The following is a 21,912-nucleotide window of genomic DNA, read 5'->3' on the forward strand; positions in this document are numbered from 1 at the left end:
TTCAGACCTCCTCAACGGTCACGAGGTGACGCACCACGTTGATCAAGCCACGGTTCTGCGCATTGTCCTCGCGGACGACGGACTGACGGATCTTCCGCAGACCGAGGGTGCGCAGGCTGTCCCGCTGATTCGACTTGGCGCCGATGGTGCTCTTGATCTGGGTGATCTTCAGCTCTGCCATTACTTCACGCTCCCAGCAGCCTGTGCACGGGCGCGAAGCATGCCGGCGGGGGCAACTTCCTCGAGGGAGAGACCACGGCGAGCCGCAACCTCTTCCGGACGCTGCAGGCTCTTGAGAGCCGCAACCGTCGCGTGCACCACATTGATGGCGTTGTCGGAGCCCAGGGACTTCGACAGGATGTCGGAGATGCCCGCGCACTCCAGCACGGCACGCACCGCGCCACCGGCGATAACACCGGTACCCGGCGAAGCCGGACGCAGCATGACGATGCCTGCTGCGGCCTCACCCTGAACCGGGTGAGTGATGGTGGTGGCGATCATCGGCACGCGGAAGAAGCCCTTGCGAGCCTCTTCGACGCCCTTCTGGATGGCCGCGGGAACTTCCTTGGCCTTGCCGTAGCCGACGCCGACCAAGCCGTTACCGTCGCCCACGATCACCAGAGCGGTGAAGCTGAAGCGACGGCCGCCCTTGACGACCTTCGACACACGGTTGATCGAGACGACACGCTCGATGTAGTTCGACTTCTCGGCAGCGTTGCCGCCACGCGAGTCGCGGTCACGGCGGTCACGACCGCCGCGGTTGTCACCGCTGCTGCTGCTGTTGGGGTTCTGGCCGGCAGGGCCGCTGCCGCCGTCACGCCGCTGACGTCCCGGCATCAGGCGTTCCTTCCGTTCGAAAAAGTCATCATCAGAACTTCAACCCGCTTTCGCGAGCCGCGTCCGCGAGGGCCGCGATGCGGCCGCTGTAGGTGTGGCCACCGCGGTCGAAGACCACGGCCTCCACGCCGGCAGCCTTGGCGCGCTCGGCGATCAGCTGACCGACCTTCGCGCCACGAGCCTTCTTGTCGCCCTCGACAGCACGCACATCGGGTTCGATGGTCGAAGCTGCGGCGAGGGTCGTACCCGTCAGGTCGTCGATCAACTGCACATGCATGTGACGCGACGACCGGTTCACGACGAGACGCGGACGCTCGGTGGTGCCGGAGATCTTCTTGCGGAGGCGGAAGTGACGACGCGTCTTCGAGAGGCGACGCGTGGTGGACACGTCCTTGCCGCGCGGAATGCGCTTTGCCTTCTGGTTCTCGGTCTGGCTCATGATCACTTACCCGTCTTTCCGACCTTGCGACGGACCTGTTCACCCTCGTAGCGGATGCCCTTGCCCTTGTACGGGTCGGACTTGCGCAGCCGGCGGATGTTGGCAGCGATCTGGCCGACCTTCTGCTTGTCGATCCCCGTGATCGAGAACTTCGTCGGGGTCTCGACGGCAAACGTGATGCCCTCGGGCGCTTCGATCAGCACCGGGTGGCTGTAGCCCAGGGAGAACTCGAGGTCCTTACCCTTGAGGGCCACGCGGTAGCCGACACCGAAGATTTCCATCTTCGTGGTGTAGCCCTCGGTCACGCCGACGATGAGGTTCTGCACCAGGGTCCGGGACAGACCGTGCAGCGCACGGCTGCGACGCTCGTCGTTCGGACGCGTGACGTTGATTGCTCCGTCATCACCCTTGGTGACGACGATGGGCTCGGCGACCGTCAGCGAGAGGTTGCCCTTGGGGCCCTTCACTGCGACGGCCTGGCCATCGATGTTCACCTCGACACCCGAGGGGACGACTACGGGGAGTTTTCCGATTCGCGACATTGTGGTGGCCTCCCTTACCAGACGTAGGCGAGGACTTCCCCGCCCACCTTCTGCTTGGCCGCCTGGCGATCGGTGAGCAGGCCGGAAGACGTGGAGATAATCGCCACGCCGAGGCCGCCCAGGACCTTGGGCAGGTTGGTGGATTTCGCGTACACGCGCAGGCCGGGCTTCGACACGCGGCGCACGCCTGCAAGGCTGCGCTCACGGGAAGGGCCGTACTTGAGGTCGACGATGAGGGTCGTGCCCACCTCGGCGTCCTCGGTGCGGTAGTCGGAGATGTAGCCCTCGCGCTTGAGGATCTCGGCGATGTTCACCTTGATCTTCGAGGACGGGAGCTTGACCTCGTCGTGGTACGCCGTATTGGCGTTACGCAGACGCGTCAAGAAGTCTGCGATGGGGTCGGTCATGGTCATGGCTGACCTGTACACCTTTCTCGGTGCGGTTCCCATGCAACACCGGGATATCCCGGCCGTGGGCCTACATCGAACTCGGTTTCGATGCGGGTTCGCGGCGGTGCCGCGAACCCATGACAGCGTGGCGGTGGGCGGAGGCCGTCGGCGCTCCGCCCACCGTTCACGTCACCAGGAGCTCTTGTGAACTCCCGGAAGCTCACCGCGGTGTGCCATCTCGCGAAGGCAGATGCGGCAGAGTCCGAACTTGCGGAAGACCGAGTGCGGGCGCCCGCAGCGCTGGCAGCGGGTGTAGGCGCGCACCGCGAACTTCGGCTTCTTGTTGGCCTTGTTGACCAGTGCCTTCTTAGCCATGGGCTCAGTTCTCCTTGAACGGGAAGCCGAGGTGCTTGAGCAGGGCACGGCCTTCTTCGTTGTTGGTGGCGGTCGTGACGACGGTGATGTCCATGCCGCGCGGGCGATCGATCTTGTCCACGTCGATCTCGTGGAACATCGACTGCTCGTTCAGGCCGAACGTGTAGTTGCCGTTTCCGTCGAACTGGTTGCCGTTGAGGCCGCGGAAGTCCCGGATACGGGGCAGCGCGATGGACACGAGACGGTCCAGGAACTCCCACATGCGGTCGCCACGAAGCGTGACGCGGGCACCGATCGGCATGCCTTCGCGCAGCTTGAACTGTGCGATGGACTTACGTGCCTTGCGGATCTCGGGCTTCTGGCCGGTGATCAGTGCGAGGTCGTTGACCGCGCCGTTGATCAGCTTCGCGTCGCGGGCGGCGTCGCCGACACCCATGTTGACGACGACCTTCACGACGCCGGGGATCTGCATGACGTTCGCGTAGCCGTATTCCGACTGCAGCGCGTCGCGGATCTCCTCGCGGTACCGCACCTTCAGGCGCGGCATGGTCTTGGTCTCAGTGGTGGTCATGTCAGATGTCCTTCCCGTTCTTCCGGGAAATCCGAACGCGCTTGCCGGTCTCCTCGTCGACGCGGTAGCCCACGCGCGTGGCGTTGCCGTCCGAGTCGATGACCGCAACGTTGGAAACGTGGATCGGGGCCTCTTGCGTGACGATGCCGCCGGTGGAGGCACCACGCTCGTTGGCCGAGACTGCGGTGTGCTTCTTGATGCGGTTCACGCCCTCGACGAGGACACGGTTCTGCTTCGGGTAGGCCTCGATGACCTTGCCCTTGGCGCCCTTGTCCTTACCCGAGATGACGAGAACGGTGTCGCCCTTGTGCACCTTCATCACAGCACCTCCGGAGCAAGCGAGACGATCTTCATGAAGCGCTTGTCGCGAAGCTCGCGACCGACGGGTCCGAAGATGCGGGTTCCGCGAGGATCGTTGTCGCCCTTGATGAGGACGGCAGCGTTCTCGTCGAACTTGATGTACGAGCCGTCCGGCCGGCGGCGCTCCTTGGTGGTGCGCACGATAACGGCCTTGACGACCTCACCACGCTTGACGTTGCCGCCGGGGATCGCCTCCTTGACGGTGCCGACGATGATGTCACCGATACCGGCGTAGCGACGGGACGAGCCACCGAGAACGCGGATGCAGAGAATCTCCTTGGCACCCGTGTTGTCGGCGACGCGCAGTCGCGACTCCTGCTGGATCACTTACTTCTCCTTGACCTGGATTGGTATGTACGTCAGATTTCCGACCTGGACGTACGCGGTCGTCGTTTGCTCGCGGCGCACATACGCTGGGCGCACGGGTCCCGTGAGCAACCCGTCCAGAGTAGGCCATATACCGTACCCAGGGCAAATTAGCGAACCGTGTGCTCGGTCCCATGCCCCGGGTCCGGCTGTGCCGGCCCGTTCCGTACGTCACTACGGCGAAGAACAGCACCCCCACCACCCGAGTGATCGGGTGCCGGGGGTGCTGTCGAGGTACTTCACCGACGATGCCGGAAGCCTACTTGGCCTTCTCGAGCACCTCGACCAGACGCCACCGCTTCGACGCGGACAGCGGACGGGTCTCCATCAGCTGCACGCGGTCGCCGACGCCGGCGAGGCTGTTCTCGTCGTGTGCCTTCACCCGGGTGGTACGGCGGATGATCTTGCCGTACAGCGGGTGCTTCACACGATCCTCGAGCTCGACAACGATGGTCTTTTCCATCTTGTCCGAGACGACATAGCCGATGCGAACCTTGCGGCTCGCGCGGTCTTCGTTTGTGCTCACTGTCTTTTCCTCACTCATGCCACATCACCCGTGTTCGGGCCGGTGGCCAGTCCGAGCTCACGCTCGCGCAGCACCGTGTAGATACGTGCGATCTCGTTGCGAACGACACGCAGCCGACGGTTGTTGTCCAACTGTCCGGTGGCCATCTGGAAGCGCAGGTTGAACAGCTCTTCCTTGAACTCACGGACCTTGTCGGCCAGCTCTGCGTCGCTCAGCTCGCGGAGTTCCGCGGCGGGGGTACCGGTAGCCATCAGAACTGCTCCTCCCTCGTCACGATGCGGCACTTGCAGGGGAGCTTGTGCATCGCGCGACGCAGGGCCTCGCGAGCAATCTCCTCGTTCGGGTAGCTCATCTCGAACAGGACCCGACCGGGCTTGACGTTCGCGACCCACCACTCGGGGGAACCCTTACCGGAACCCATGCGGGTTTCGGCCGGCTTCTTCGTGAGGGGGCGATCCGGGAAGATGTTGATCCAGATCTTGCCGCCACGCTTGATGTGCCGGGTCATGGCGATACGAGCGGACTCGATCTGCCGGTTGGTGATGTAGGCCGGCTCGAGAGCCTGGATGCCCCACTCACCGAAGGTCACCTGGGTTCCGCCCTTGGCGGCACCCGTACGGCTCGGATGGTGCTGCTTGCGGTGTTTGACCCGCCGTGGGATCAACATGCGTCAGCCCTCCTTGTTCTCAGTCGAAGCGGGGGCGTCGGCCGAGGCTGCGCGGCCGGCGTCGGTGCTCGTCGCCGTGGTGCCCGACGCGCCGGAACGACGCGGGCGGCTGGGACGCTCACGACGCGGACGGTCGGCGGGAGCAGCTGCAGCAGCAGCGAGCTCACGACGGCCACCAACGATGTCGCCCTTGTAGATCCAGACCTTCACGCCGATACGACCGAAGGTGGTCTTGGCCTCGTACAGGCCGTAGTCGATGTCCGCACGCAGCGTGTGCAGCGGAACCCGACCCTCACGGTAGAACTCCGAGCGCGACATCTCGGCGCCACCGAGGCGGCCCGAGCACTGCACGCGGATGCCCTTGACGTTGGGCTGACGCATGGCCGACTGAATGGCCTTGCGCATCGCCCGACGGAAGGCAACACGGTTCGAGAGCTGCTCGGCGACGCCCTGCGCCACCAGCTGAGCCTCGGACTCCGAGTTCTTGACCTCGAGGATGTTCAGCTGAACCTGCTTACCGGTCAGCTTCTCGAGCTCGGCGCGAATGCGATCGGCCTCGGCGCCGCGGCGACCGATGACGATGCCCGGGCGTGCGGTGTGGATGTCCACACGCACACGGTCACGGGTGCGCTCGATTTCGACCTTCGCGATGCCTGCACGCTCGAGGCCGGAGGCCAGGAACTTACGGATCGCGACGTCTTCCTTGACGTATTCCGCGTACTGCTTGTCTGCGTACCAACGCGACTTCCAGTCGGTGGTGATGCCCAGACGGAAGCCGTGCGGGTTGATCTTCTGGCCCACTACTGAGCTCCCTTCCGGCGGTTGCGAGTCGAACCCGACCGAGATGCGACGCTTTCCACGATCACGGTGATGTGGCTCGACCGCTTGCGGATTCGGAACGCACGGCCCTGGGCACGCGGCTGGAACCGCTTCAGGGTCGCACCCTCGTCCACATACGCCGTCGCGACGACGAGCGTGCTGGGGTCGAGGTTGTAATTGTTCTGCGCGTTCGCAGCAGCAGAGGCGATCACCTTGGCGACCGGCTCGGCCGCGGCCTGCGGCGCGAACTTGAGGATTGCGAGGGCTTCCTCGACGGACTTACCGCGAACGATGTCGACGACGCGGCGCGCCTTCATCGGGGTTACGCGCACGTGGCGCGCAACAGCCCGAGCGCTGTTGGTTGTGGTTTCAGTGCTCATCGACGCTTGCTCTTCCGGTCGTCCTTGATGTGGCCCTTGAACGTACGGGTCGGTGCGAATTCACCGAGCTTGTGGCCGACCATCGAATCCGAGATGAACACCGGCACGTGCTTGCGTCCGTCATGGACGGCAAACGTGTGACCGATGAAGTCCGGCAGAATCGTGGAACGGCGCGACCAGGTCTTGATGACCTGCTTGGTGCCCTTCTCGTTCTGGACGTCGACCTTCGCCAGGAGGTGGTCGTCGACGAACGGGCCCTTCTTGAGGCTGCGTGGCATTCTCTAACTCCCTCCTTGACTAGCGCTTTTTACCGGTACGGCGGCGACGGACGATGAGCTTGTCGGACGCCTTGTTCTTGCGGGTACGGCCTTCCGGCTTACCCCAGGGGCTGACCGGGTGGCGACCACCCGAGGTCTTGCCCTCGCCACCACCGTGCGGGTGGTCGACCGGGTTCATCACGACACCACGGACGGTCGGGCGCTTGCCCTTCCACCGCATACGGCCGGCCTTACCCCAGTTGATGTTCGACTGCTCGGCGTTGCCGACCTCGCCGACGGTGGCGCGGCAGCGCACGTCGACGCGACGGATTTCACCGGACGGCATACGCAGCGTGGCGTAGGTGCCTTCCTTACCGAGGAGCTGGATGCTCGCGCCGGCGGAACGTGCCATCTTGGCGCCGCCACCCGGACGCAGCTCGACTGCGTGGATGGTGGTACCGGTCGGGATGTTGCGCAGCGGCAGGTTGTTACCCGGCTTGATGTCGGCCGTGGGGCCGGACTCGACCGGAGCACCCTGCATCAGGCCCTTGGGGGCGATGATGTAGCGCTTCTCGCCGTCCACGTAGTGGAGCAGCGCGATGCGAGCGGTGCGGTTGGGGTCGTACTCGATGTGAGCGACCTTCGCCGGGATTCCGTCCTTGTCGTTGCGACGGAAATCGATCAGGCGGTAGGCGCGCTTGTGGCCGCCACCCTTGTGCCGGGTGGTGATGCGACCGTGCGCATTACGTCCACCACGACCGTGAAGCGGGCGAACCAGCGACTTTTCGGGCGTCGACCGAGTGATCTCGGCGAAGTCCGACACGCTGGCGCCACGACGGCCCGGCGTAGTCGGCTTGTACTTACGGATTGCCATGAGTCTTCTCGTCCTCTATCTCTCGAGAGTTCCGATCGCTACGCGACCGGGCCTCCGAAGATCTCGATGGGCTTGCTGTCGGCGGCCAGGGTCACGAGCGCGCGCTTGGTGTCCTTGCGCTTGCCGTAACCGGAGCGGGTCCGCTTGCGCTTGCCCTGACGGTTCGCGGTGTTGACGCTGGTCACCTTGACGCCGAAGACCTTCTCGACGGCAATCTTGATCTGCGTCTTGTTCGAGTCCGGGTGAACCAGGAAGGTGTACGTGCCGTCTTCCATCAGTCCATAGGACTTCTCGGAGATGACGGGAGCCAGCAGGATGTCGCGCGGATCGGCGATCGTGCTCACTTGGTCTCCTCCTTGAATTCCTGGCCGGACTCTGCCGGGCCGTGGATGAACGCGTTCAGCGCTTCGACGCTGAACACGACGTCGTCGCTGTAGAGCACGTCGTAGGTGTTCAGCTGATCCGGCGCGAGCGCGTGGACGTTCGGAAGGTTCTGCACCGACTTCCACGCCGCCACGTCTTCACGGCCGACGACGAGCAGGACCTTCTTGCGGTCGCTGATTTCGCCGAGGAACGTGCGAGCACTCTTCGTCGACGGGGTCTGACCCGCGACGAGTTCGGTGATCACGTGGATGCGCTCGTTGCGTGCCCGGTCGGAGAGGGCACCGCGGAGAGCGGCAGCCTTCATCTTCTTGGGGGTGCGCTGCGAGTAGTCGCGCGGCTGCGGGCCGTGGACGACGCCGCCACCGACGAACTGCGGTGCACGGGTCGAACCCTGGCGGGCGCGGCCGGTGCCCTTCTGGCGGTACGGCTTCTTGCCGCCGCCGCGGACCTCGCCACGAGTCTTCGTGGAGTGCGTGCCCTGGCGAGCCGCCGCAAGCTGTGCGACGACGACCTGGTGCAGCAACGCGATGTTCGCGGGAGCGTCGAAGATCTCCGAGGGGAGATCGACGGTGCCGTTGGACTGGCCACCGGGCGCCTTGACGTCCAGTGTCAGCTTGGTTGCGGTCTCGGTGCTCATGCCCGTGCACCACCCTTCACTGCAGTCTTGACGATCACGAGGCCGCCCTTACGGCCGGGGATCGCGCCCTTGATCAGGAGCAGACCGTTCTCGGCATCCACCTTGTGGACCGAGAGGTTCTGCGTCGTGATGCGGTCGGAGCCCATCCGGCCGGACATGCGCGTGCCCTTGAACACGCGGCCCGGGGTGGCGCAGCCACCGATGGAACCCGGACGACGGTGCACAGCCTGCGCACCGTGCGAGGCACCCTGGCCCGCGAAGCCGTGACGCTTCATGGTGCCGGCGAAGCCCTTGCCCTTGGAGGTGCCGGTGACGTCGACGAATGCGCCGTCCTCGAAAACCTCTGCGGTGAGCTCCTGGCCGACCTCGTAGTCCGAGGTGTCCTCGACGCGAAGCTCGACGAGGTGGCGGCGCGGGGTCACGCCGGCCTTGTCGAACTGGCCGCGGACGGGCTTGTTGACCTTGCGAGGCGCGATGGCACCGAACGCGAGCTGCACGGCGTTGTAACCGTCGCGCTCCTCGGTGCGAACCTGCGTGACCACGTTCGGTCCGGCCTTGACGACGGTCACCGGAACGACCCGGTTGTTCTCGTCGAAGACCTGGGTCATGCCGAGCTTGGTGCCCAGGATTCCCTTGATCTGGTTAGTCATGTGTTATCTCCGCTGCGTCTTCCGAAGCTCACTGAATGTTGACATCGACGCTCGCCGGAAGGTCGATGCGCATGAGCGCGTCGACAGTCTTCGGCGTCGGGTCGAGGATGTCGATCAGCCGCTTGTGGGTACGCATCTCGAAGTGCTCGCGCGAGTCCTTGTACTTGTGCGGCGAACGAATGACGCAGTACACGTTCTTTTCTGTAGGCAACGGCACCGGGCCGACCACGCGGGCACCCGTACGGGTGACCGTCTCGACGATCTTGCGCGCAGATGCGTCGATCGCCTCGTGGTCATAGGCCTTGAGCCTGATGCGGATCTTCTGTCCCGCCACGCTTAGTGTCCTTTTCTTGCCGCGTTTCGTAGCACCCGATCAAGCCGGGAACCACCTCGTCTGCACAGTTCCCCAGGGGAACGGCGACAGAGAACAGCACTGGAATACACATTGCGAGCCGGGGTCACCCGATCCGCTGCCGCTGTTCATCTGTCATTGTTCTCCGGTCCACGCGGTCGGGCGTGTCGCCCAGTCGCTCATTCCCCGGCGACGAAGCTCTGGGCTTCGACACCGCAAAGAACGGGACCGAATGCACTCATACGAGCGCACGCTGGTACTGCTTCCGTCTTGCATTGTGGCCGCAACCAACCCTCGGGCCGATCAGCGACTGTCACGATTTCCCGATCCGAGCCGCGAAACAACCCATGGCCCGGTCAAGGCAACCCGACCAGTATGCAGGAGTCCACGCGAGAGTTCAACTCGGCGCCCTTCGTGGTCTCGCTCACCCGGCAACCGGTGCCGGCTACCCCACCGGATTCATCGCGGGCGTGCGCAACGGCGCCGCCGCGCCGACGGTGTTGGTGGGATCGGGCCCTCGCCCCGGCTGCACCCTCCCCACCTCGGGAACACGAGCGATCGCCGGTACGAGTACCGGTTCGTCACGCCAAACCGGCAGTGCTGCTTGCACTTCCAGGCCGAGCGCGATGAGTTCGGCATCCTGCCAGGGGCGCGCGCCGAGTTGCACCCCCACCGGCATCCCCGTGTCCCCCGACCGCCCCGCCGGAAGCGTCACCACGGGCGCGCCCGCGTAGTTCGCCCACCGCACGTCGCCCACCACACCCGCCGTGACGCTGACGCCGAGGAACTCGTCGCGACGCGCACCGTCGACCGCCGACCCCGCCACCGCAATGGCATCGAGATCCTGATCGGCGAACATCCGGTTGTACTCCGATTGGTAGCGAAGCCGGTCGCGTTCGAACTGGAAGTAGTCACCGACGGGCACCCCCAGCGACGCGACGGCCGCGGACACCAGCACCGCCTTGTCCGGCCGGTACAGCCCGAGCCGATCTGCGAACTGCTGATGGTAGGAGCCCATCTCCACCTGATCGCCCGTCGCGAGCGACGACGGCAGAGGCGGCATGGTCACCGGCACGGTCACAGCGCCGAGCGAACGTACGACGTCGAGGAATCCGTCGACGACCCGCTGCACCGCGGCCACGGGTGCGGGACGGGAATCGACCGGTACCCCGATCCTGATTCCGGAGAGAGGCGCCGCTCCGCCGCGAGCAGCGAGCGGGTATCCGCCCTCCGGAACCGGGCGCCCGAGGGACGTGATCGGATCGTCGGCGTCCGATCCCGCGAGCACGGACATGAGCAGGGCCGCGTCTCCGAGACTGCGCGCCATCGGCCCGACATGGTCTCGGGTCCAGGTGAGCGGGATCATGCCGTACGACGTGATCGCCCCGTAGGTGGGTTTGATCGACGAGACTCCGCAGGCACTGGCGGGCAGTCGTGCCGAGCCTCCGGTGTCACTGCCCAGAGCGAGGGGCACGAAGCGCGCCGCGAGAGCGGCTGCACTGCCTCCCGAAGAGCCCCCGGGCGAGAATCTCGTGTTCCAGGGGTTGCCGACCTGTGGGGTCGTGACCCCCATCGCGAACTCGTCGGTGTGCGTGTGACCCATGAGTACCGCGCCGGCCGCGTCGAGCCTCCGCCACACCCCCGAGTGACCGGCTGCGATGTTGCCCTCGAGCACCCGGCTCGACGCGGTCAACGGCAGACCGGATACCGCGAAGATGTCCTTGAGCGCGATCGGCAGCCCGCACAACGGGGAGATGTGCGTCTGCTCGCGTCGCGCGCGGGCGAGACGCTCCCCCGCCGCATCGGCCGCCTCGTACGCGAGTTCGGGATAGAGCCGCACCCAGGCACCGACGTCACCGTCGAAGGCGCGGGTGCGGCTGAGGCACGACTCGAGCAACTCGCGGGGATGCAACAGGCCGGCGCGCAGAAGTGCAGCGGCGTCCACGGCGCTCATCAGCGCCGGATCGCCGGCGGTGACCGTCTCCGGCTCCGGCAGTCTGTGCCGAGCTGCCCGAGAGGTAGCGGCCGAGACCGAACCCCAGGCGACCAGTCCGCCCGCCGCTCCCCCGATCAACTGCCGACGCGTTACTGGGACTGCCACGCCCCCAGAAGACCACGGATCGGCCGGATTCGCCGGTCGGGGGTGTCCCGTTGTGATCTTGTCTCGAAAACGGCGCGGCGGCTCGATTCCTCCCACCATCCGTTGCCAGAGGCCCGCCGATACACCATTGGACCCGCCTCGTTGCAGTGACGCCGGTAACATCGCCTCTCGACGGCAGCGCATCCGTCATGGTCGGCGGCACCGCCGCCGGCGGGAAGACGAAGTCCCGATGCAGGGCGGGACCGAGTTCGACGGTGGAGTGTGATGCTGAACAGTCATGATCAGGCAGTCCTCGTGGAGGACGTGCACAAGTCTTTCGGCGATGTCGAGGCCCTCGACGGGATCGGTTTCACTGCCGCTGCGGGGCGTGTCCTCGCCATTCTGGGACCCAACGGAGCCGGAAAGACCACGATGGTCAAGGTCCTGTCGACGTTGTTGCGCCCCACTTCCGGGCGAGCGGTCGTTGCGGGACACGACGTCGTCACCGACGCTGCGGCGGTGCGCCGATCCATCATGATGACCGGCCAGTTCGCGGCGCTCGACGACACGCTCACGGGCCGGGAGAACCTCGTGCTCTTCGGCCGGCTGATGGGTCTCGACAACGCATCGGCGAAGCGGCGCGCCGACGACCTCCTCCGCCAGTTCGATCTGGTCGAAGCCGCTCGCCGCCCGGTGAAAGGCTACTCCGGCGGCATGCGACGCCGCGTCGACATCGCCTGCGGACTGGTGGTCCGCCCGGAGGTGGTCTTTCTCGACGAGCCGACCACGGGACTCGATCCGCGGAGCCGGCAGGGCGTGTGGGCGCTGGTGTCGGCGCTCAAGGACCAGGGGATCACGGTGCTCCTGACGACCCAGTACCTCGAAGAGGCGGATGTACTGAGCGACAACATCATCGTGATCGACAAGGGCACCGTCATCGCCGAGGGCACAGCCAACCAGCTCAAGGCATCGGCAGGAGGCAGCTTCTGCGAGATCGTGCCGGTCGAGCCCCGCGCCCTCCCGGCCATCGCGCAGGCGCTCGGTGACATGGTGCCGCCGGACGCTCGCGCGGCGTTCCCCCTCGGGACCGAAGGAGACGAGGACAGGATCTCGATCCCGGCACCCGACGGCGCCGCGACCCTCACCGAGGCTCTTCGGCGCCTCGAACCGCTCGACGTGGACCTCGCAGATATCGGGCTTCGGAGGCCGTCGCTCGACGATGTGTTCCTGCGTCTCACCGGACACACCGCGACGCCCGTACCGGGTGAGTCGCCAGCGGACCCGTCCGCCGGAGAACGACCGGAGGCGGCGGTGGCGGGGGAACTACCGTGACGACACGCACCGATCGGGCGCCGCTCCCCGACCCTCCGTCGACCGGCTCGTCCACTCCGGGTTCGGGCGACAGCCCCGGAGGAGACCATCGCCGGATCGCGCCCGCCGCCTCGAAGCAATGGTGGGTGCTGACCACGCGCGCGCTGCGGACGATGGCGCGCAACGGCGAACTCGTGGTCGCGGTGATAGCGCCGGTCGTCTTCGGACTCGGGTTCTACCTACCTCTCAAGTTCGTGATGCAGCTCCAGGGCATCGACTACGCGCAGTTCCTGATGCCGATCATCGTGTTGCAGTCCATGGCGTTCACCGCGATCTCCGCGGCTCAGCTTGCTGCGTCGGAGGCATCGACCGGACTGACGACACGAATGCAGACGATGCCGGTGGTGGCTGGGATACCGATGCTGGCCAGATTGGCGGCCGGGACGGTCCGGTCGATCGTGTCGCTGATTGCGGCCATCGGATTCGGCTATGCGATCGGTTTCCGGTTCTCGGCGGGATTCGGCCAGGCGGCCTTGTTCTGCGCGACCGCACTCGCCATCAGTGTTCTGCTGTGCCTGGGCGCCGACGCGATCGGAAGCCTGTCCAAGAGCCCGGAGGCGACGTCTCAGGCGCTGACACTCCCACAACTGATCCTCGGGATGCTCTCGTGCGGATTCGTGCCCGAGAGCGGCTTTCCCGAATGGATCAGGCCGTTCGTCCGCAACCAGCCCATCTCGCAGTTCTCCTTCGCGATGCGCGACATGGCGCAGGACGGCGTGACATGGGAAGTCTTCAGGCCGAGTGCGTTCTGGATGATCGGGCTCGCTGTGGTCTGTCTTCCGGCAGCTCTCTGGGCCACGACGAGGAGGGGGTGAGCGGATGAGCGACACCGTCGAATCACGCCCGAACGGCACGGTTGTGTACCCGGCAGCCGACCATGCGCGGGACGAGAACTCTCTCCCCGCGTTGTGGGAGCACAGCCGGTTGCAGTGCGGGCGCCTCCTGCTGCGGTGGGCGCGCGATCCGGTAACTCTGATCCAGGCGTTGATCTACCCGGCGCTGACGCTGGTGATGTTCCGGATCGTGCTCGGGGACAGCATCACCGCCGCGACCGGGCAATCGTCGATCTTCGGTACCGTTCCCATGATCGTGCTGGTGGGCGCGATGTTCGGGTCGGTGGTGAGCGCGGTCGGGCTGCGCGCCGAGCGCGACTCCGGACTGCTGGGACGCTTCTACACCCTGCCGATCCATCGTTCGGCCGGCCTCGTGGGCCGCCTCATGGCAGAGACGATACGAGTCTTCGTGACCTCGCTCGTGATCGTCGCCGCGGGGATGGTGATGGGTTTCCGGTTCACCCAGGGCCTCGGCGCTTCCGTCCTGCTTTTCGTGGTGCCGCTGATCTTCGGTATCGGCTTCGCGATGATGGTGACGGTGCTGGCAACCGTTCCCGGACGAATTCCCCTGGTGGAACTGGTGTCGATCGTCTGCACGATGCTCATGTTCTTCAACTCGGGATTCGTGCCGGTGATGGCCTACCCGACCTGGCTCCAGCCGATCGTGGCCAACCAGCCGATGTCGTGCGCAATCGACACGATGCGCGCGCTGGCGATCGGCGGGCCGGTGGCCGAACCGTTCGTGAAAACGCTTGCGTGGTCGCTCGGAACCGTGGCGGTGTTCCTCGTTCCGGCGATCAGAGGGTACCGGCGCGCGGCGCAGAACGGCTGACGAACCGGGCAGTCCAGGCGGCAGAAAGCAGTGAAGCCTCTCCCACAGGTGGGAGAGGCTTCACGCGTTCACAGCCGATGTCAGATGCCGAGGGCCTTCTGCAGCACAGGCCACGAATCCTTCAGGTCGTCCTGCCAGTACTTCCACGAATGAGTGCCGGAGTCACGGAAGTTGTAGGTCGCGGGGATGTCCAGCTCGTCGAGCCGGTCGCGAAGATTGTGAGTGCAGTAATTCGTCGCGGCTTCGATGACACCGCCCACGACCACCTGATTGGCGAGAATCTCCACCTTGCCGTCGATCTCCGGGCCGTAGAGGGTGTCGTACTGTCCGGGCAGTCCGTTGCCGTTGGAGATATAGAGCTCGAGACCCCGAAGTTTCTCGGCGTTGACGTACGGGTCCTTCTCCACCCAGGTCGGATCGTCGGTTTCACCCCACATATTGCGAGTGTCGCCCCCGCCCCACACCTCGGTGGTGATCTTGACGAACTCCTGCCCGATCGGATCGGAGGTCTGCGCACATCCGCTGTAGGCGGCCACACCCTTGTAGAGACCCCCGCCCGCGATCGCGAGCTGGAGCACCGAGGTACCCGATGAGGACAAACCGGCGATCGCGTTCACACCGTTGGTTCCCAGCGCCGCATCGATCAGCGGAGGAACCTCCTTGGTCAGGAAGGTCTCCCATTTGTTCACGCCGAGGGCCGGGTCCTCCTGATTCCAGTCGGTGTAGTAGCTCCACTTACCACCGACCGGCGAGACGACGTTGAGATTCTTGTCCTTGAAGAAGTCGATGGCGTCGGTACGGTAACGCCACGTCGCGCTGTCTTCTCCGCCACCGGCACCGTTGAGCAGGTACAGCGTGGGGCGCGGTTCACTGATGTCTGCCGGACGCCATACGTCGAGCAGGATTTCCTTGTCCATCGAGGCCGAGTAAACGTAGACCAGCAACTGCTGCTCGTCGTACTTTTCGATGCGGCTGATGTGCGATCCGTTCTCGCTCGTCACCGACTCGAGCGGCTGCAGGGTGTCCGCGACCGGATCAGCCGCTGCCGGGGAGACCAGCAGAGCGGAAGAGAACAACGCGCATGCTGCGCCTGCAGTCAGGACGCGAAGTCGTCCGGATCCTCGTCTCGGATGCTTCATACGGTTCTTTCACCTTTTTCGGGTTGGACAGCGTGGTCGACATCAACGGCGCCTCGTCCGAGGCGAGTACGAACGGAACGTACCCGATCGCAGCCTACGTACAGTTACATGCGTCGCATTCCAGCGGCAACTTGTTACACCACATTCCGTTTGAGGTAGTGGTCGAGCACGGGGCCGATCTCCGCGAGCGCCTCCGTCGAGGTCATGTCGTCGTGGCTGAAGTCGATCGGTACATCGGTGACATGTCCGGTCACGAGGTGAGCCCACCGCTTCGCCGCTCCGTGCCGGGCGGGCGGATGGTTGGCTGCACTGAAATACAGGATGTCACCGTCGAACGTTCCCGGGAGATGCGATGCGATCAGTTGTCCCGATCGGACGGCGCTTCGGTACAAGTTGCGGAAACGCTCGAGGGTGAGCGCGCTGAGCGCAGTCACGTCCTGTGCCATCGTGTCCCAGAGTCTTCGGATGTGTTCGTCGGACAGGGCAGCCACATCGTCCGAGTCCTCGAGCATCACGCCGATCTGTGCGAGGTTGGCGCGAATGGCACGGCGGAACTCCGCTGCCTCGAGATCCCAGTGGCTGTCCAGCATCACGAGGCTTTCCACGAACTCGCCCTGCTTCTGCAACTTCACGGCGACTTCGTGTGCCACCACTCCTCCGAGCGACCATCCCATCAGGTTGTACGGTCCCTCGGGCTGCGCCGTCCTGATCTCCCGGAGATAGTCGTCCGCCATCTCCGCGATGGTTCCGGGAAGGTAGTCGTTGTCCGACAGTGCGCGCGTCTGTATCCCGTACAGGGGCCGATCGTCCACGAATCCGGTCAGGCCCGAGTAGGTCCACGCGAGTCCGTACATCGAATGGATGCAGAACAACGGGTTTCCGGAACCGTGCGTACGGAACGGCAGCAGAACCTGTACGGCGCCGTCCGTGAGCGGATCGAAGTCCTCCTCGCTCCCGGCATCGGTTTCGATGCGGTGCGCGAGTGCAGCTACCGAGGAGTCGGTGAACAACCACTGGACCCGAACTTCGACCCCCGTCTCCTTCTGCAGCCGGCTGGCGACCTGCGTCGCGACCAGGGAGTTGCCACCGAGCTCGAAGAAGTTGTCGTCGAGACCGACCCGCTCGAGACCCAACACATCCGCAAACGTCGACGCCACACTCTGTTCGACGGTTGTCTGCGGCGCCCGGAACTCGCGAGCTTCGAAGGTAGGGGAAGGCAACGCCTTGCGGTCCAACTTGCCCGACGAACCCACCGGCAACTCATCGAGCACCATCAAGACCGACGGCACCATATACGCGGGCAACAACCCCGAGACGAACCCCGCCAACTCGTCACGATCCACAGTCTCGCCCGCAACAGGAACCACATAACCCACCAGCTGATCCCCGAGATCAGAGGCCGACACCACCACCGCAGCCTGGCTGATCGACTCGTGCGACACCAACGCCGCCTCGATCTCACCGAGCTCGATCCGCAACCCCCGCAACTTCACCTGAAAATCGGTACGACCGATGTACTCCAACTCCCCATCAGCAGACCACCGCACCAGATCACCCGTGCGATACAACCGCTCACCCACACCGAACGGCGACGCCACAAAACGCTCCGCCGACAAATCCGGCCGACCCACATACCCCCGAGCCAACTGCACACCCGACAGATACAACTCACCCGCCACACCCACCGGCACCGGCGCCAGTCGACCGTCGAGCACAAACACCTGCGTATTCCACACCGGCACACCGATCGGCACCGACACCACATCGGCATCGGACACCTCGTGGAACGTCACATCCACCGCAGCCTCGGTCGGACCATACAAATTGTGCACAGCAGCATCCGGAAGCATCGCACGCGTCCGCGCCGCCAACGACGGCGACAACGCCTCACCCGAAGCAAACACGTAGCGCAGACCCGACAGATCCGAGACCCCGGCCTCGGTTACGAACACCGCCAACATCGACGGCACAAAATGCGCCACCGACACCGAACGCTCGGCCATCACCGTCGCCAGATAGGCCGGATCCCGATGACCGTCCGGAGCAGCCATCACCAACCGCGCACCCACACCCAACGGCCAGAAAAACTCCCACACCGACACATCGAACGTAAACGGCGTCTTCTGCAACACCACATCATCTCGGGTGAGCGAGTATTCGTGCTGCATCCACTCGAGACGATTGACAATCGCCCCATGCGAGACCGCCACACCCTTCGGCCGGCCCGTCGACCCCGACGTGAAAATCACATACGCCGTATTCGACGGCCGCACCGGCGCAATCCGCTCCTCATCGGACACCGGACCGGCCGCAACGCTCGAAAGATCCAGCGTGTCGATCGACACCACCGGCACCGACCCGGACCCGGAATCGGAACCGGGAAGCTCGAACCCGTCCCGCGACGTCGACACCACCAACACCGGCGACACCGACTCCACAATGAAACCATTCCGCTCGGCAGGCTGATCCGGATCGATCGGCACATAGGCGCCGCCCGCCCGCACGATCGCATACATCCCCACCAGCAGATCCAACGACCGGCGCACCGCCAGCCCCACCGTCGTCTCCGGACCCACACCCCGCGAGATCAGATACCGCGCAAGCCGATTGACCCGCGCATCGAACTGCGCATACGTCAACGACTCGTCTTCGAACACCACCGCAATCGCGTCGGGATTCGAAAGGACCTGCGCATCGAACCGGTCCAGCAACGTCGACTCCGGCACCGGATGCGACGTATCGTTCCACCGCTCGAGCACCGCAATACGCTCATCGGCGCCCAGCAAATCGATATCGCCGACCCGCAGCGCCGGATCGGCCACCACCGCCTCGAGGATCCGCACGAACCGATCCGCGAACGTCTCCACCGTCGAAGCATCGAACAGCTCGGTGGCATAGGTGAACTCCGCACGGAAACCGGCCGGCGAACCGTCCTCCGCAAACCCCTCCGACAACGTCAACTGCAGATCGAACTTGGCGATCTGCGCATCGAAGTCCACACCCGAGACACTCAGACCGGGCAGCTCGAGCTCCGCAGCCGCCAAATTCTGGAAAGTCAGCATCACCTGGAACAGCGGATGACGCGCCTGCGAACGCGCAGGATCGAGCACCTCCACCAACCGCTCGAACGGCACATCCGCATGCGCGAACGCATCGAGATCCACCCGGCGGACCTCATCGAGGAAGTCCCCGAACGACACCCCACCATCAACCGACGTCCGCAATACGAGCGTGTTGACGAACATACCCACGAGATCATCGAGCGCAGCCTCACCACGACCCGCGACGGGCGTCCCGATCGCAATATCGGACTGGGCGCTCAACCGTGACAGCAGCACCGCTAGAGCTGCATGCACGACCATGAATTCCGTTGCACCACTGCGGCGTGCGAGATCAGTTAGATCGGAACGGACGCGCCGATCGATCGTGAATCCGTGCGAGGCACCCCGGTAACTCGACACCGCCGGGCGGGGCCGGTCGGACGGCAACGTCGACTCCTCCGGCAGGTCCGCCAAAGCAGTGCGCCAGAACTCGGTTTCCCGCGCGAGCAACGACTCCGGATCGGACTCGTCGCCGAGGACCTCACGCTGCCACAACGTGTAATCCGCGTACTGCACCTCGAGTTCGGCCCAAGCGGGTTCCTTGCCCTCCACCCGTGTCACGTACGCGGCGACCACATCCCGGGTCAGGGGCGCCATAGAGAACCCGTCGCCGGAGATGTGATGGACCACGACCACCAGCACATGCTCTTCCGGCGTGATTCGCAGCAGCCGCACCCTGATCGGAACCTGCTGCGTCACATCGAAACCGGCAGCCACAACCTCCGTGACACGTGCCGGGACCTCGTCGGCCGCGACAGTTTCCGGACGTACCTCGACGATCGAGTCCGATGCGGGCAGGACCTCTTGGAATCCGACCCCGTCGATCTCCGGATACACCGTCCGCAACGACTCGTGTCGCGCGACCACATCCGACACCGCCGCCTGCAACGCATCGACATCCAACGAGCCCGACAACCTGATCGCCACCGGAATATTGTTGACTGCAGATTCTGGATCCAGCCGGTTGAGGAACCACATCCGCTGCTGCGCCAACGACAGGGGAATCTGTGCCGGACGCACCCGCGCAACCAACGGAACCCCGGCACCCCCACCGGACACCTGCTCCACCCGCACCGCCAGTTCCCCGACGGTGGACGCCTCGAACAGCACGCGCACCGGCACCCGAGTATCGAGTGCCGCACCCAGGCGCGCGACCACCTGGGTCGCAATCAGCGAGTTACCACCCAAAGCGAAGAAATCATCATCGAGCCCGACCCGCTCGACGCCCAATACCTCGGAAAACACCGACGCCACGACCTGCTCGGCAGAGGTAGCCGGAGCCCGGAACTCCGTGACCTCGAACACCGGATCCGGCAACGCCCTACGATCCAGCTTGCCATTAGCGTTGAGAGGCAACCCCTCGAGCACCACAAAAGCCGACGGCACCATATAAGCCGGCACACTTCGGCCCAGCGCGAATGCAACCTCCCCGGTATCGAGGACCACATCAGGCCCAGGCACCAGATACGCAACCACACGAGTACCCACACGCTCGCTGCCACGAGCAACCACAGCCACATCACGAATGCCATCCATCCGCCGCAGCGCCGACTCGATCTCACCGAGCTCGATCCGGAAACCACGAACCTTCACCTGGAAATCCGTACGACCCAAATACTCGAGCTCACCGTCACTCGTCCACGCCACCAGATCACCCGTGCGGTACAACCTTTCGCCGTCACCCCACGGCGACGCCACAAACCGCTCCGCCGTCAGATCAGGCCGGGCGAAATACCCACGAGCAAGCTGCGCACCCGCAAGATACAACTCACCCGGAACACCCACCGGCACCGGCTGCAAGCGCGCATCGAGCACATACAACCGGGTGTTCCACTGCGGCGACCCGATCGGCACAGACACCACATCGGACACCTCGACAGTGTGATCGGTAACCGACACCGCAGCCTCGGTCGGACCGTAAAGATTGTCCAACCGGGCCTCATTGCCGGCAAGGAACCGCTGCGCTGTAGACGCAGGCAACGCCTCACCGATAGCGAGCACCCGGCGCAAAGAAGACGGCAGAACACCGTCCCTGTCCGTCATCAACGCCGTCAGCATCGACGGCACCACATGCAGAGTCGTCACACCCTCCGACGCGACAAGATCGTTGAGATACGCCGGATCACGATGACCGTCCGGCGCCGCAACAACGACACGGCCACCGGATACAAGCGCCGACCAGAACTCCCACACCGACAGATCGAACGTCGCAGCGGTCTTCAGCAACAGCGCATCATCGGGCCCGAGATCGTATTCGTCCCGCATCCACAGCATTTGGTTGACAATCGCCGCATGGGACACCGCCACACCCTTGGGCCGACCGGTCGAACCCGACGTGAAAATGACATACGCCGTGTTCTCCGGCCGCAACGGCGCAAGCCGATCGACGTCCCTCACCGGCAAACCCGAGTACCCATCGAGGCTAGCGGTATCGAGCCGAACGACGACGATCCCCGAACCCACGCCCTCGGGAACATCGAACTCGTCACGCGCGGTGGTCAAGACCACCGCAGGAGCCGCCACCGACACAATGTAATGCGTGCGCTCGGCCGGCTGGTCCGGATCCAGCGGCACGTACGCACCACCGGTCTTGGCCACCGCATACATACCCACCAGCAGCTCGACCGACCGCCGCATCGCCAGCGCCACAGTCGATTCCGGCCCAACCCCCACCGAAATCAAATGACGGGCAAGCCGGTTCACCCGAGCATCGAACTCCTGATAGGACAGCGACAAGCCCTCGAACACAATCGCGGTCGCCGCAGGATCACGCCGTACCTGAGTGTCGAACAAGTCCACCAACGTCACCGGCGCCCCGAGCGGGCAGCTCGTGCGGTTGTGCTCCTCCAGCACCAGGTTCCGCTCCTCGACCCCGAGAATATCGAGGTCTCCCACCGGAAGCCCCGGCTCGGCGACGATCTGCTCGAGCACTCGCACGAACCGCTCCGCGATCCCCGCCACCGTCGACCTGTCGAACAGATCCGTCGCGAACGTCAACACGCTACCGATCCCCGCCGGAGACCCGTCCTCGTGGTAACGGTCCGCGGCGACCAGATGCAGGTCGAACTGCGAGGTCTGCACTTGCGCATCCAACCCCGACACCGTCAGACCCGGCAGCTCCAGGCTCGTCG

General features: G+C 64.9%; 26 protein-coding genes. 3 read left to right on the plus strand and 23 right to left on the minus strand.

All coding sequences use genetic code 11. The features are described 5' to 3' along the window. Position 1 precedes the first annotated feature (1 nt). From rpmD to HF877_RS04575, 21 genes are all read right to left on the minus strand, one after another. On the minus strand, positions 2-181 hold the full coding sequence (gene rpmD / locus HF877_RS04475) for a 50S ribosomal protein L30 (RefSeq protein WP_006554593.1): 180 nt from the start codon (positions 179-181) through the stop codon (positions 2-4). After that, the gene (gene rpsE / locus HF877_RS04480) at positions 181-837 is read right to left on the minus strand and encodes a 30S ribosomal protein S5 (protein WP_169619964.1); all 657 of its coding nucleotides are present in this window, start codon (positions 835-837) and stop codon (positions 181-183) included. The genes rpmD and rpsE overlap by 1 nt, the downstream gene beginning before the upstream one ends. Positions 838-868: 31 nt before the next feature. Beyond that, the gene (gene rplR, locus HF877_RS04485; RefSeq protein WP_169619965.1) at positions 869-1,276 is read right to left on the minus strand and encodes a 50S ribosomal protein L18; all 408 of its coding nucleotides are present in this window, start codon (positions 1,274-1,276) and stop codon (positions 869-871) included. A 2-nt stretch (positions 1,277-1,278) separates the two neighbouring features. Next, positions 1,279-1,818: a 50S ribosomal protein L6 gene (rplF, locus tag HF877_RS04490; protein ID WP_169619966.1), complete on the minus strand. Its 540-nt coding sequence runs from the start codon at positions 1,816-1,818 to the stop codon at positions 1,279-1,281. 14 nt (positions 1,819-1,832) lie between these two features. Then, complete coding sequence (gene rpsH / locus HF877_RS04495; protein WP_169619967.1) at positions 1,833-2,231, minus strand: 30S ribosomal protein S8; 399 nt, start codon at positions 2,229-2,231, stop codon at positions 1,833-1,835. A gap of 165 nt (positions 2,232-2,396) precedes the next feature. Then, positions 2,397-2,582 (minus strand): type Z 30S ribosomal protein S14, encoded by a 186-nt coding sequence (locus HF877_RS04500; protein ID WP_006554598.1) that lies wholly within the window; start codon positions 2,580-2,582, stop codon positions 2,397-2,399. 4 nt (positions 2,583-2,586) lie between these two features. Next, entirely contained in the window at positions 2,587-3,153 is a 567-nt protein-coding gene (gene rplE, locus HF877_RS04505) for a 50S ribosomal protein L5 (protein ID WP_169619968.1), read from the minus strand. A 1-nt stretch (position 3,154) separates the two neighbouring features. Continuing rightward, the gene (gene rplX, locus HF877_RS04510; RefSeq protein ID WP_072699603.1) at positions 3,155-3,472 is read right to left on the minus strand and encodes a 50S ribosomal protein L24; all 318 of its coding nucleotides are present in this window, start codon (positions 3,470-3,472) and stop codon (positions 3,155-3,157) included. Then, on the minus strand, positions 3,472-3,840 hold the full coding sequence (gene rplN / locus HF877_RS04515; protein ID WP_072699604.1) for a 50S ribosomal protein L14: 369 nt from the start codon (positions 3,838-3,840) through the stop codon (positions 3,472-3,474). Before rplN ends, rplX begins: the two co-directional genes overlap by 1 nt. Positions 3,841-4,138: 298 nt before the next feature. Continuing rightward, positions 4,139-4,423 carry a 30S ribosomal protein S17 gene (rpsQ, locus tag HF877_RS04520; RefSeq protein ID WP_169619969.1) on the minus strand — a complete coding sequence of 95 codons (285 nt, stop codon included), beginning with the start codon at positions 4,421-4,423 and terminating at the stop codon, positions 4,139-4,141. Then, the gene (gene rpmC / locus HF877_RS04525; RefSeq protein WP_072699606.1) at positions 4,420-4,656 is read right to left on the minus strand and encodes a 50S ribosomal protein L29; all 237 of its coding nucleotides are present in this window, start codon (positions 4,654-4,656) and stop codon (positions 4,420-4,422) included. The genes rpsQ and rpmC overlap by 4 nt, the downstream gene beginning before the upstream one ends. Continuing rightward, complete coding sequence (gene rplP, locus HF877_RS04530) at positions 4,656-5,072, minus strand: 50S ribosomal protein L16 (RefSeq protein WP_072699607.1); 417 nt, start codon at positions 5,070-5,072, stop codon at positions 4,656-4,658. Before rplP ends, rpmC begins: the two co-directional genes overlap by 1 nt. A 3-nt stretch (positions 5,073-5,075) precedes the next feature. Continuing rightward, positions 5,076-5,873 (minus strand): 30S ribosomal protein S3, encoded by a 798-nt coding sequence (gene rpsC, locus HF877_RS04535; protein WP_072699608.1) that lies wholly within the window; start codon positions 5,871-5,873, stop codon positions 5,076-5,078. After that, entirely contained in the window at positions 5,873-6,271 is a 399-nt protein-coding gene (rplV, locus tag HF877_RS04540) for a 50S ribosomal protein L22 (protein WP_169619970.1), read from the minus strand. Before rplV ends, rpsC begins: the two co-directional genes overlap by 1 nt. Next, on the minus strand, positions 6,268-6,549 hold the full coding sequence (gene rpsS, locus HF877_RS04545; RefSeq protein ID WP_072699610.1) for a 30S ribosomal protein S19: 282 nt from the start codon (positions 6,547-6,549) through the stop codon (positions 6,268-6,270). The genes rplV and rpsS overlap by 4 nt, the downstream gene beginning before the upstream one ends. A 19-nt stretch (positions 6,550-6,568) precedes the next feature. After that, complete coding sequence (gene rplB / locus HF877_RS04550; RefSeq protein ID WP_169619971.1) at positions 6,569-7,402, minus strand: 50S ribosomal protein L2; 834 nt, start codon at positions 7,400-7,402, stop codon at positions 6,569-6,571. A gap of 38 nt (positions 7,403-7,440) precedes the next feature. Then, positions 7,441-7,746, minus strand: coding sequence for a 50S ribosomal protein L23 (rplW, locus tag HF877_RS04555; protein ID WP_072813738.1), 306 nt, complete (start codon positions 7,744-7,746; stop codon positions 7,441-7,443). Next, positions 7,743-8,423, minus strand: a complete 681-nt coding sequence (gene rplD / locus HF877_RS04560) for a 50S ribosomal protein L4 (RefSeq protein WP_169619972.1) — start codon at positions 8,421-8,423, stop codon at positions 7,743-7,745. Before rplD ends, rplW begins: the two co-directional genes overlap by 4 nt. Next, complete coding sequence (gene rplC / locus HF877_RS04565; RefSeq protein WP_169619973.1) at positions 8,420-9,073, minus strand: 50S ribosomal protein L3; 654 nt, start codon at positions 9,071-9,073, stop codon at positions 8,420-8,422. Before rplC ends, rplD begins: the two co-directional genes overlap by 4 nt. 28 nt (positions 9,074-9,101) lie before the next feature. Further along, positions 9,102-9,407 carry a 30S ribosomal protein S10 gene (gene rpsJ, locus HF877_RS04570; RefSeq protein WP_003938093.1) on the minus strand — a complete coding sequence of 102 codons (306 nt, stop codon included), beginning with the start codon at positions 9,405-9,407 and terminating at the stop codon, positions 9,102-9,104. Between the two features lie 463 nt (positions 9,408-9,870). Beyond that, positions 9,871-11,526 carry an amidase gene (locus HF877_RS04575; RefSeq protein WP_346765058.1) on the minus strand — a complete coding sequence of 552 codons (1,656 nt, stop codon included), beginning with the start codon at positions 11,524-11,526 and terminating at the stop codon, positions 9,871-9,873. Between the two features lie 264 nt (positions 11,527-11,790). Between HF877_RS04575 and HF877_RS04580 the strand changes: the two genes are divergently transcribed. The 3 genes from HF877_RS04580 to HF877_RS04590 all read left to right on the plus strand — a co-directional run bounded on the left by HF877_RS04580 (position 11,791) and on the right by HF877_RS04590 (position 14,541). Further along, a complete protein-coding gene (locus tag HF877_RS04580; protein ID WP_169619974.1) occupies positions 11,791-12,837 on the plus strand; it encodes an ATP-binding cassette domain-containing protein in 1,047 nt (348 codons plus the stop codon). Between the two features lie 95 nt (positions 12,838-12,932). Beyond that, entirely contained in the window at positions 12,933-13,691 is a 759-nt protein-coding gene (locus HF877_RS04585; protein WP_296551777.1) for an ABC transporter permease, read from the plus strand. Positions 13,692-13,695: 4 nt separating this feature from the next. After that, positions 13,696-14,541, plus strand: coding sequence for an ABC transporter permease (locus HF877_RS04590; RefSeq protein ID WP_169619976.1), 846 nt, complete (start codon positions 13,696-13,698; stop codon positions 14,539-14,541). Between the two features lie 80 nt (positions 14,542-14,621). Here the strand turns inward: HF877_RS04590 and HF877_RS04595 are convergent, their stop codons facing one another. After that, a complete protein-coding gene (locus tag HF877_RS04595) occupies positions 14,622-15,560 on the minus strand; it encodes an alpha/beta hydrolase family protein (RefSeq protein ID WP_240952023.1) in 939 nt (312 codons plus the stop codon). Positions 15,561-15,814: 254 nt separating this feature from the next. Further along, positions 15,815-21,862 carry a non-ribosomal peptide synthetase gene (locus tag HF877_RS04600; protein WP_169619978.1) on the minus strand — a complete coding sequence of 2,016 codons (6,048 nt, stop codon included), beginning with the start codon at positions 21,860-21,862 and terminating at the stop codon, positions 15,815-15,817. Positions 21,863-21,912: the final 50 nt, after the last annotated feature.

Source organism: Rhodococcus sp. BL-253-APC-6A1W, from assembly GCF_012843405.1.
Taxonomy (GTDB): Bacteria; Actinomycetota; Actinomycetes; order Mycobacteriales; family Mycobacteriaceae; genus Rhodococcus.

Coding starts and splice junctions, on each gene's coding strand:
- rplE (WP_169619968.1), bottom strand. CDS start 3,153: ATGACCACCACTGAGACCAAGACCATGCCGCGCCTGAAGGTGCGGTAC.
- rpmC (WP_072699606.1), bottom strand. CDS start 4,656: ATGGCTACCGGTACCCCCGCCGCGGAACTCCGCGAGCTGAGCGACGCA.
- rplX (WP_072699603.1), bottom strand. CDS start 3,472: ATGAAGGTGCACAAGGGCGACACCGTTCTCGTCATCTCGGGTAAGGAC.
- rplV (WP_169619970.1), bottom strand. CDS start 6,271: ATGAGCACTGAAACCACAACCAACAGCGCTCGGGCTGTTGCGCGCCAC.
- rplD (WP_169619972.1), bottom strand. CDS start 8,423: ATGAGCACCGAGACCGCAACCAAGCTGACACTGGACGTCAAGGCGCCC.
- rpsS (WP_072699610.1), bottom strand. CDS start 6,549: ATGCCACGCAGCCTCAAGAAGGGCCCGTTCGTCGACGACCACCTCCTG.
- rpmD (WP_006554593.1), bottom strand. CDS start 181: ATGGCAGAGCTGAAGATCACCCAGATCAAGAGCACCATCGGCGCCAAG.
- rpsQ (WP_169619969.1), bottom strand. CDS start 4,423: ATGAGTGAGGAAAAGACAGTGAGCACAAACGAAGACCGCGCGAGCCGC.
- rpsE (WP_169619964.1), bottom strand. CDS start 837: ATGCCGGGACGTCAGCGGCGTGACGGCGGCAGCGGCCCTGCCGGCCAG.
- rplC (WP_169619973.1), bottom strand. CDS start 9,073: ATGACTAACCAGATCAAGGGAATCCTGGGCACCAAGCTCGGCATGACC.
- rplB (WP_169619971.1), bottom strand. CDS start 7,402: ATGGCAATCCGTAAGTACAAGCCGACTACGCCGGGCCGTCGTGGCGCC.
- rplF (WP_169619966.1), bottom strand. CDS start 1,818: ATGTCGCGAATCGGAAAACTCCCCGTAGTCGTCCCCTCGGGTGTCGAG.
- rplP (WP_072699607.1), bottom strand. CDS start 5,072: ATGTTGATCCCACGGCGGGTCAAACACCGCAAGCAGCACCATCCGAGC.
- HF877_RS04590 (WP_169619976.1), top strand. CDS start 13,696: ATGAGCGACACCGTCGAATCACGCCCGAACGGCACGGTTGTGTACCCG.
- rplR (WP_169619965.1), bottom strand. CDS start 1,276: ATGAGCCAGACCGAGAACCAGAAGGCAAAGCGCATTCCGCGCGGCAAG.
- HF877_RS04500 (WP_006554598.1), bottom strand. CDS start 2,582: ATGGCTAAGAAGGCACTGGTCAACAAGGCCAACAAGAAGCCGAAGTTC.
- rpsH (WP_169619967.1), bottom strand. CDS start 2,231: ATGACCATGACCGACCCCATCGCAGACTTCTTGACGCGTCTGCGTAAC.
- HF877_RS04580 (WP_169619974.1), top strand. CDS start 11,791: ATGCTGAACAGTCATGATCAGGCAGTCCTCGTGGAGGACGTGCACAAG.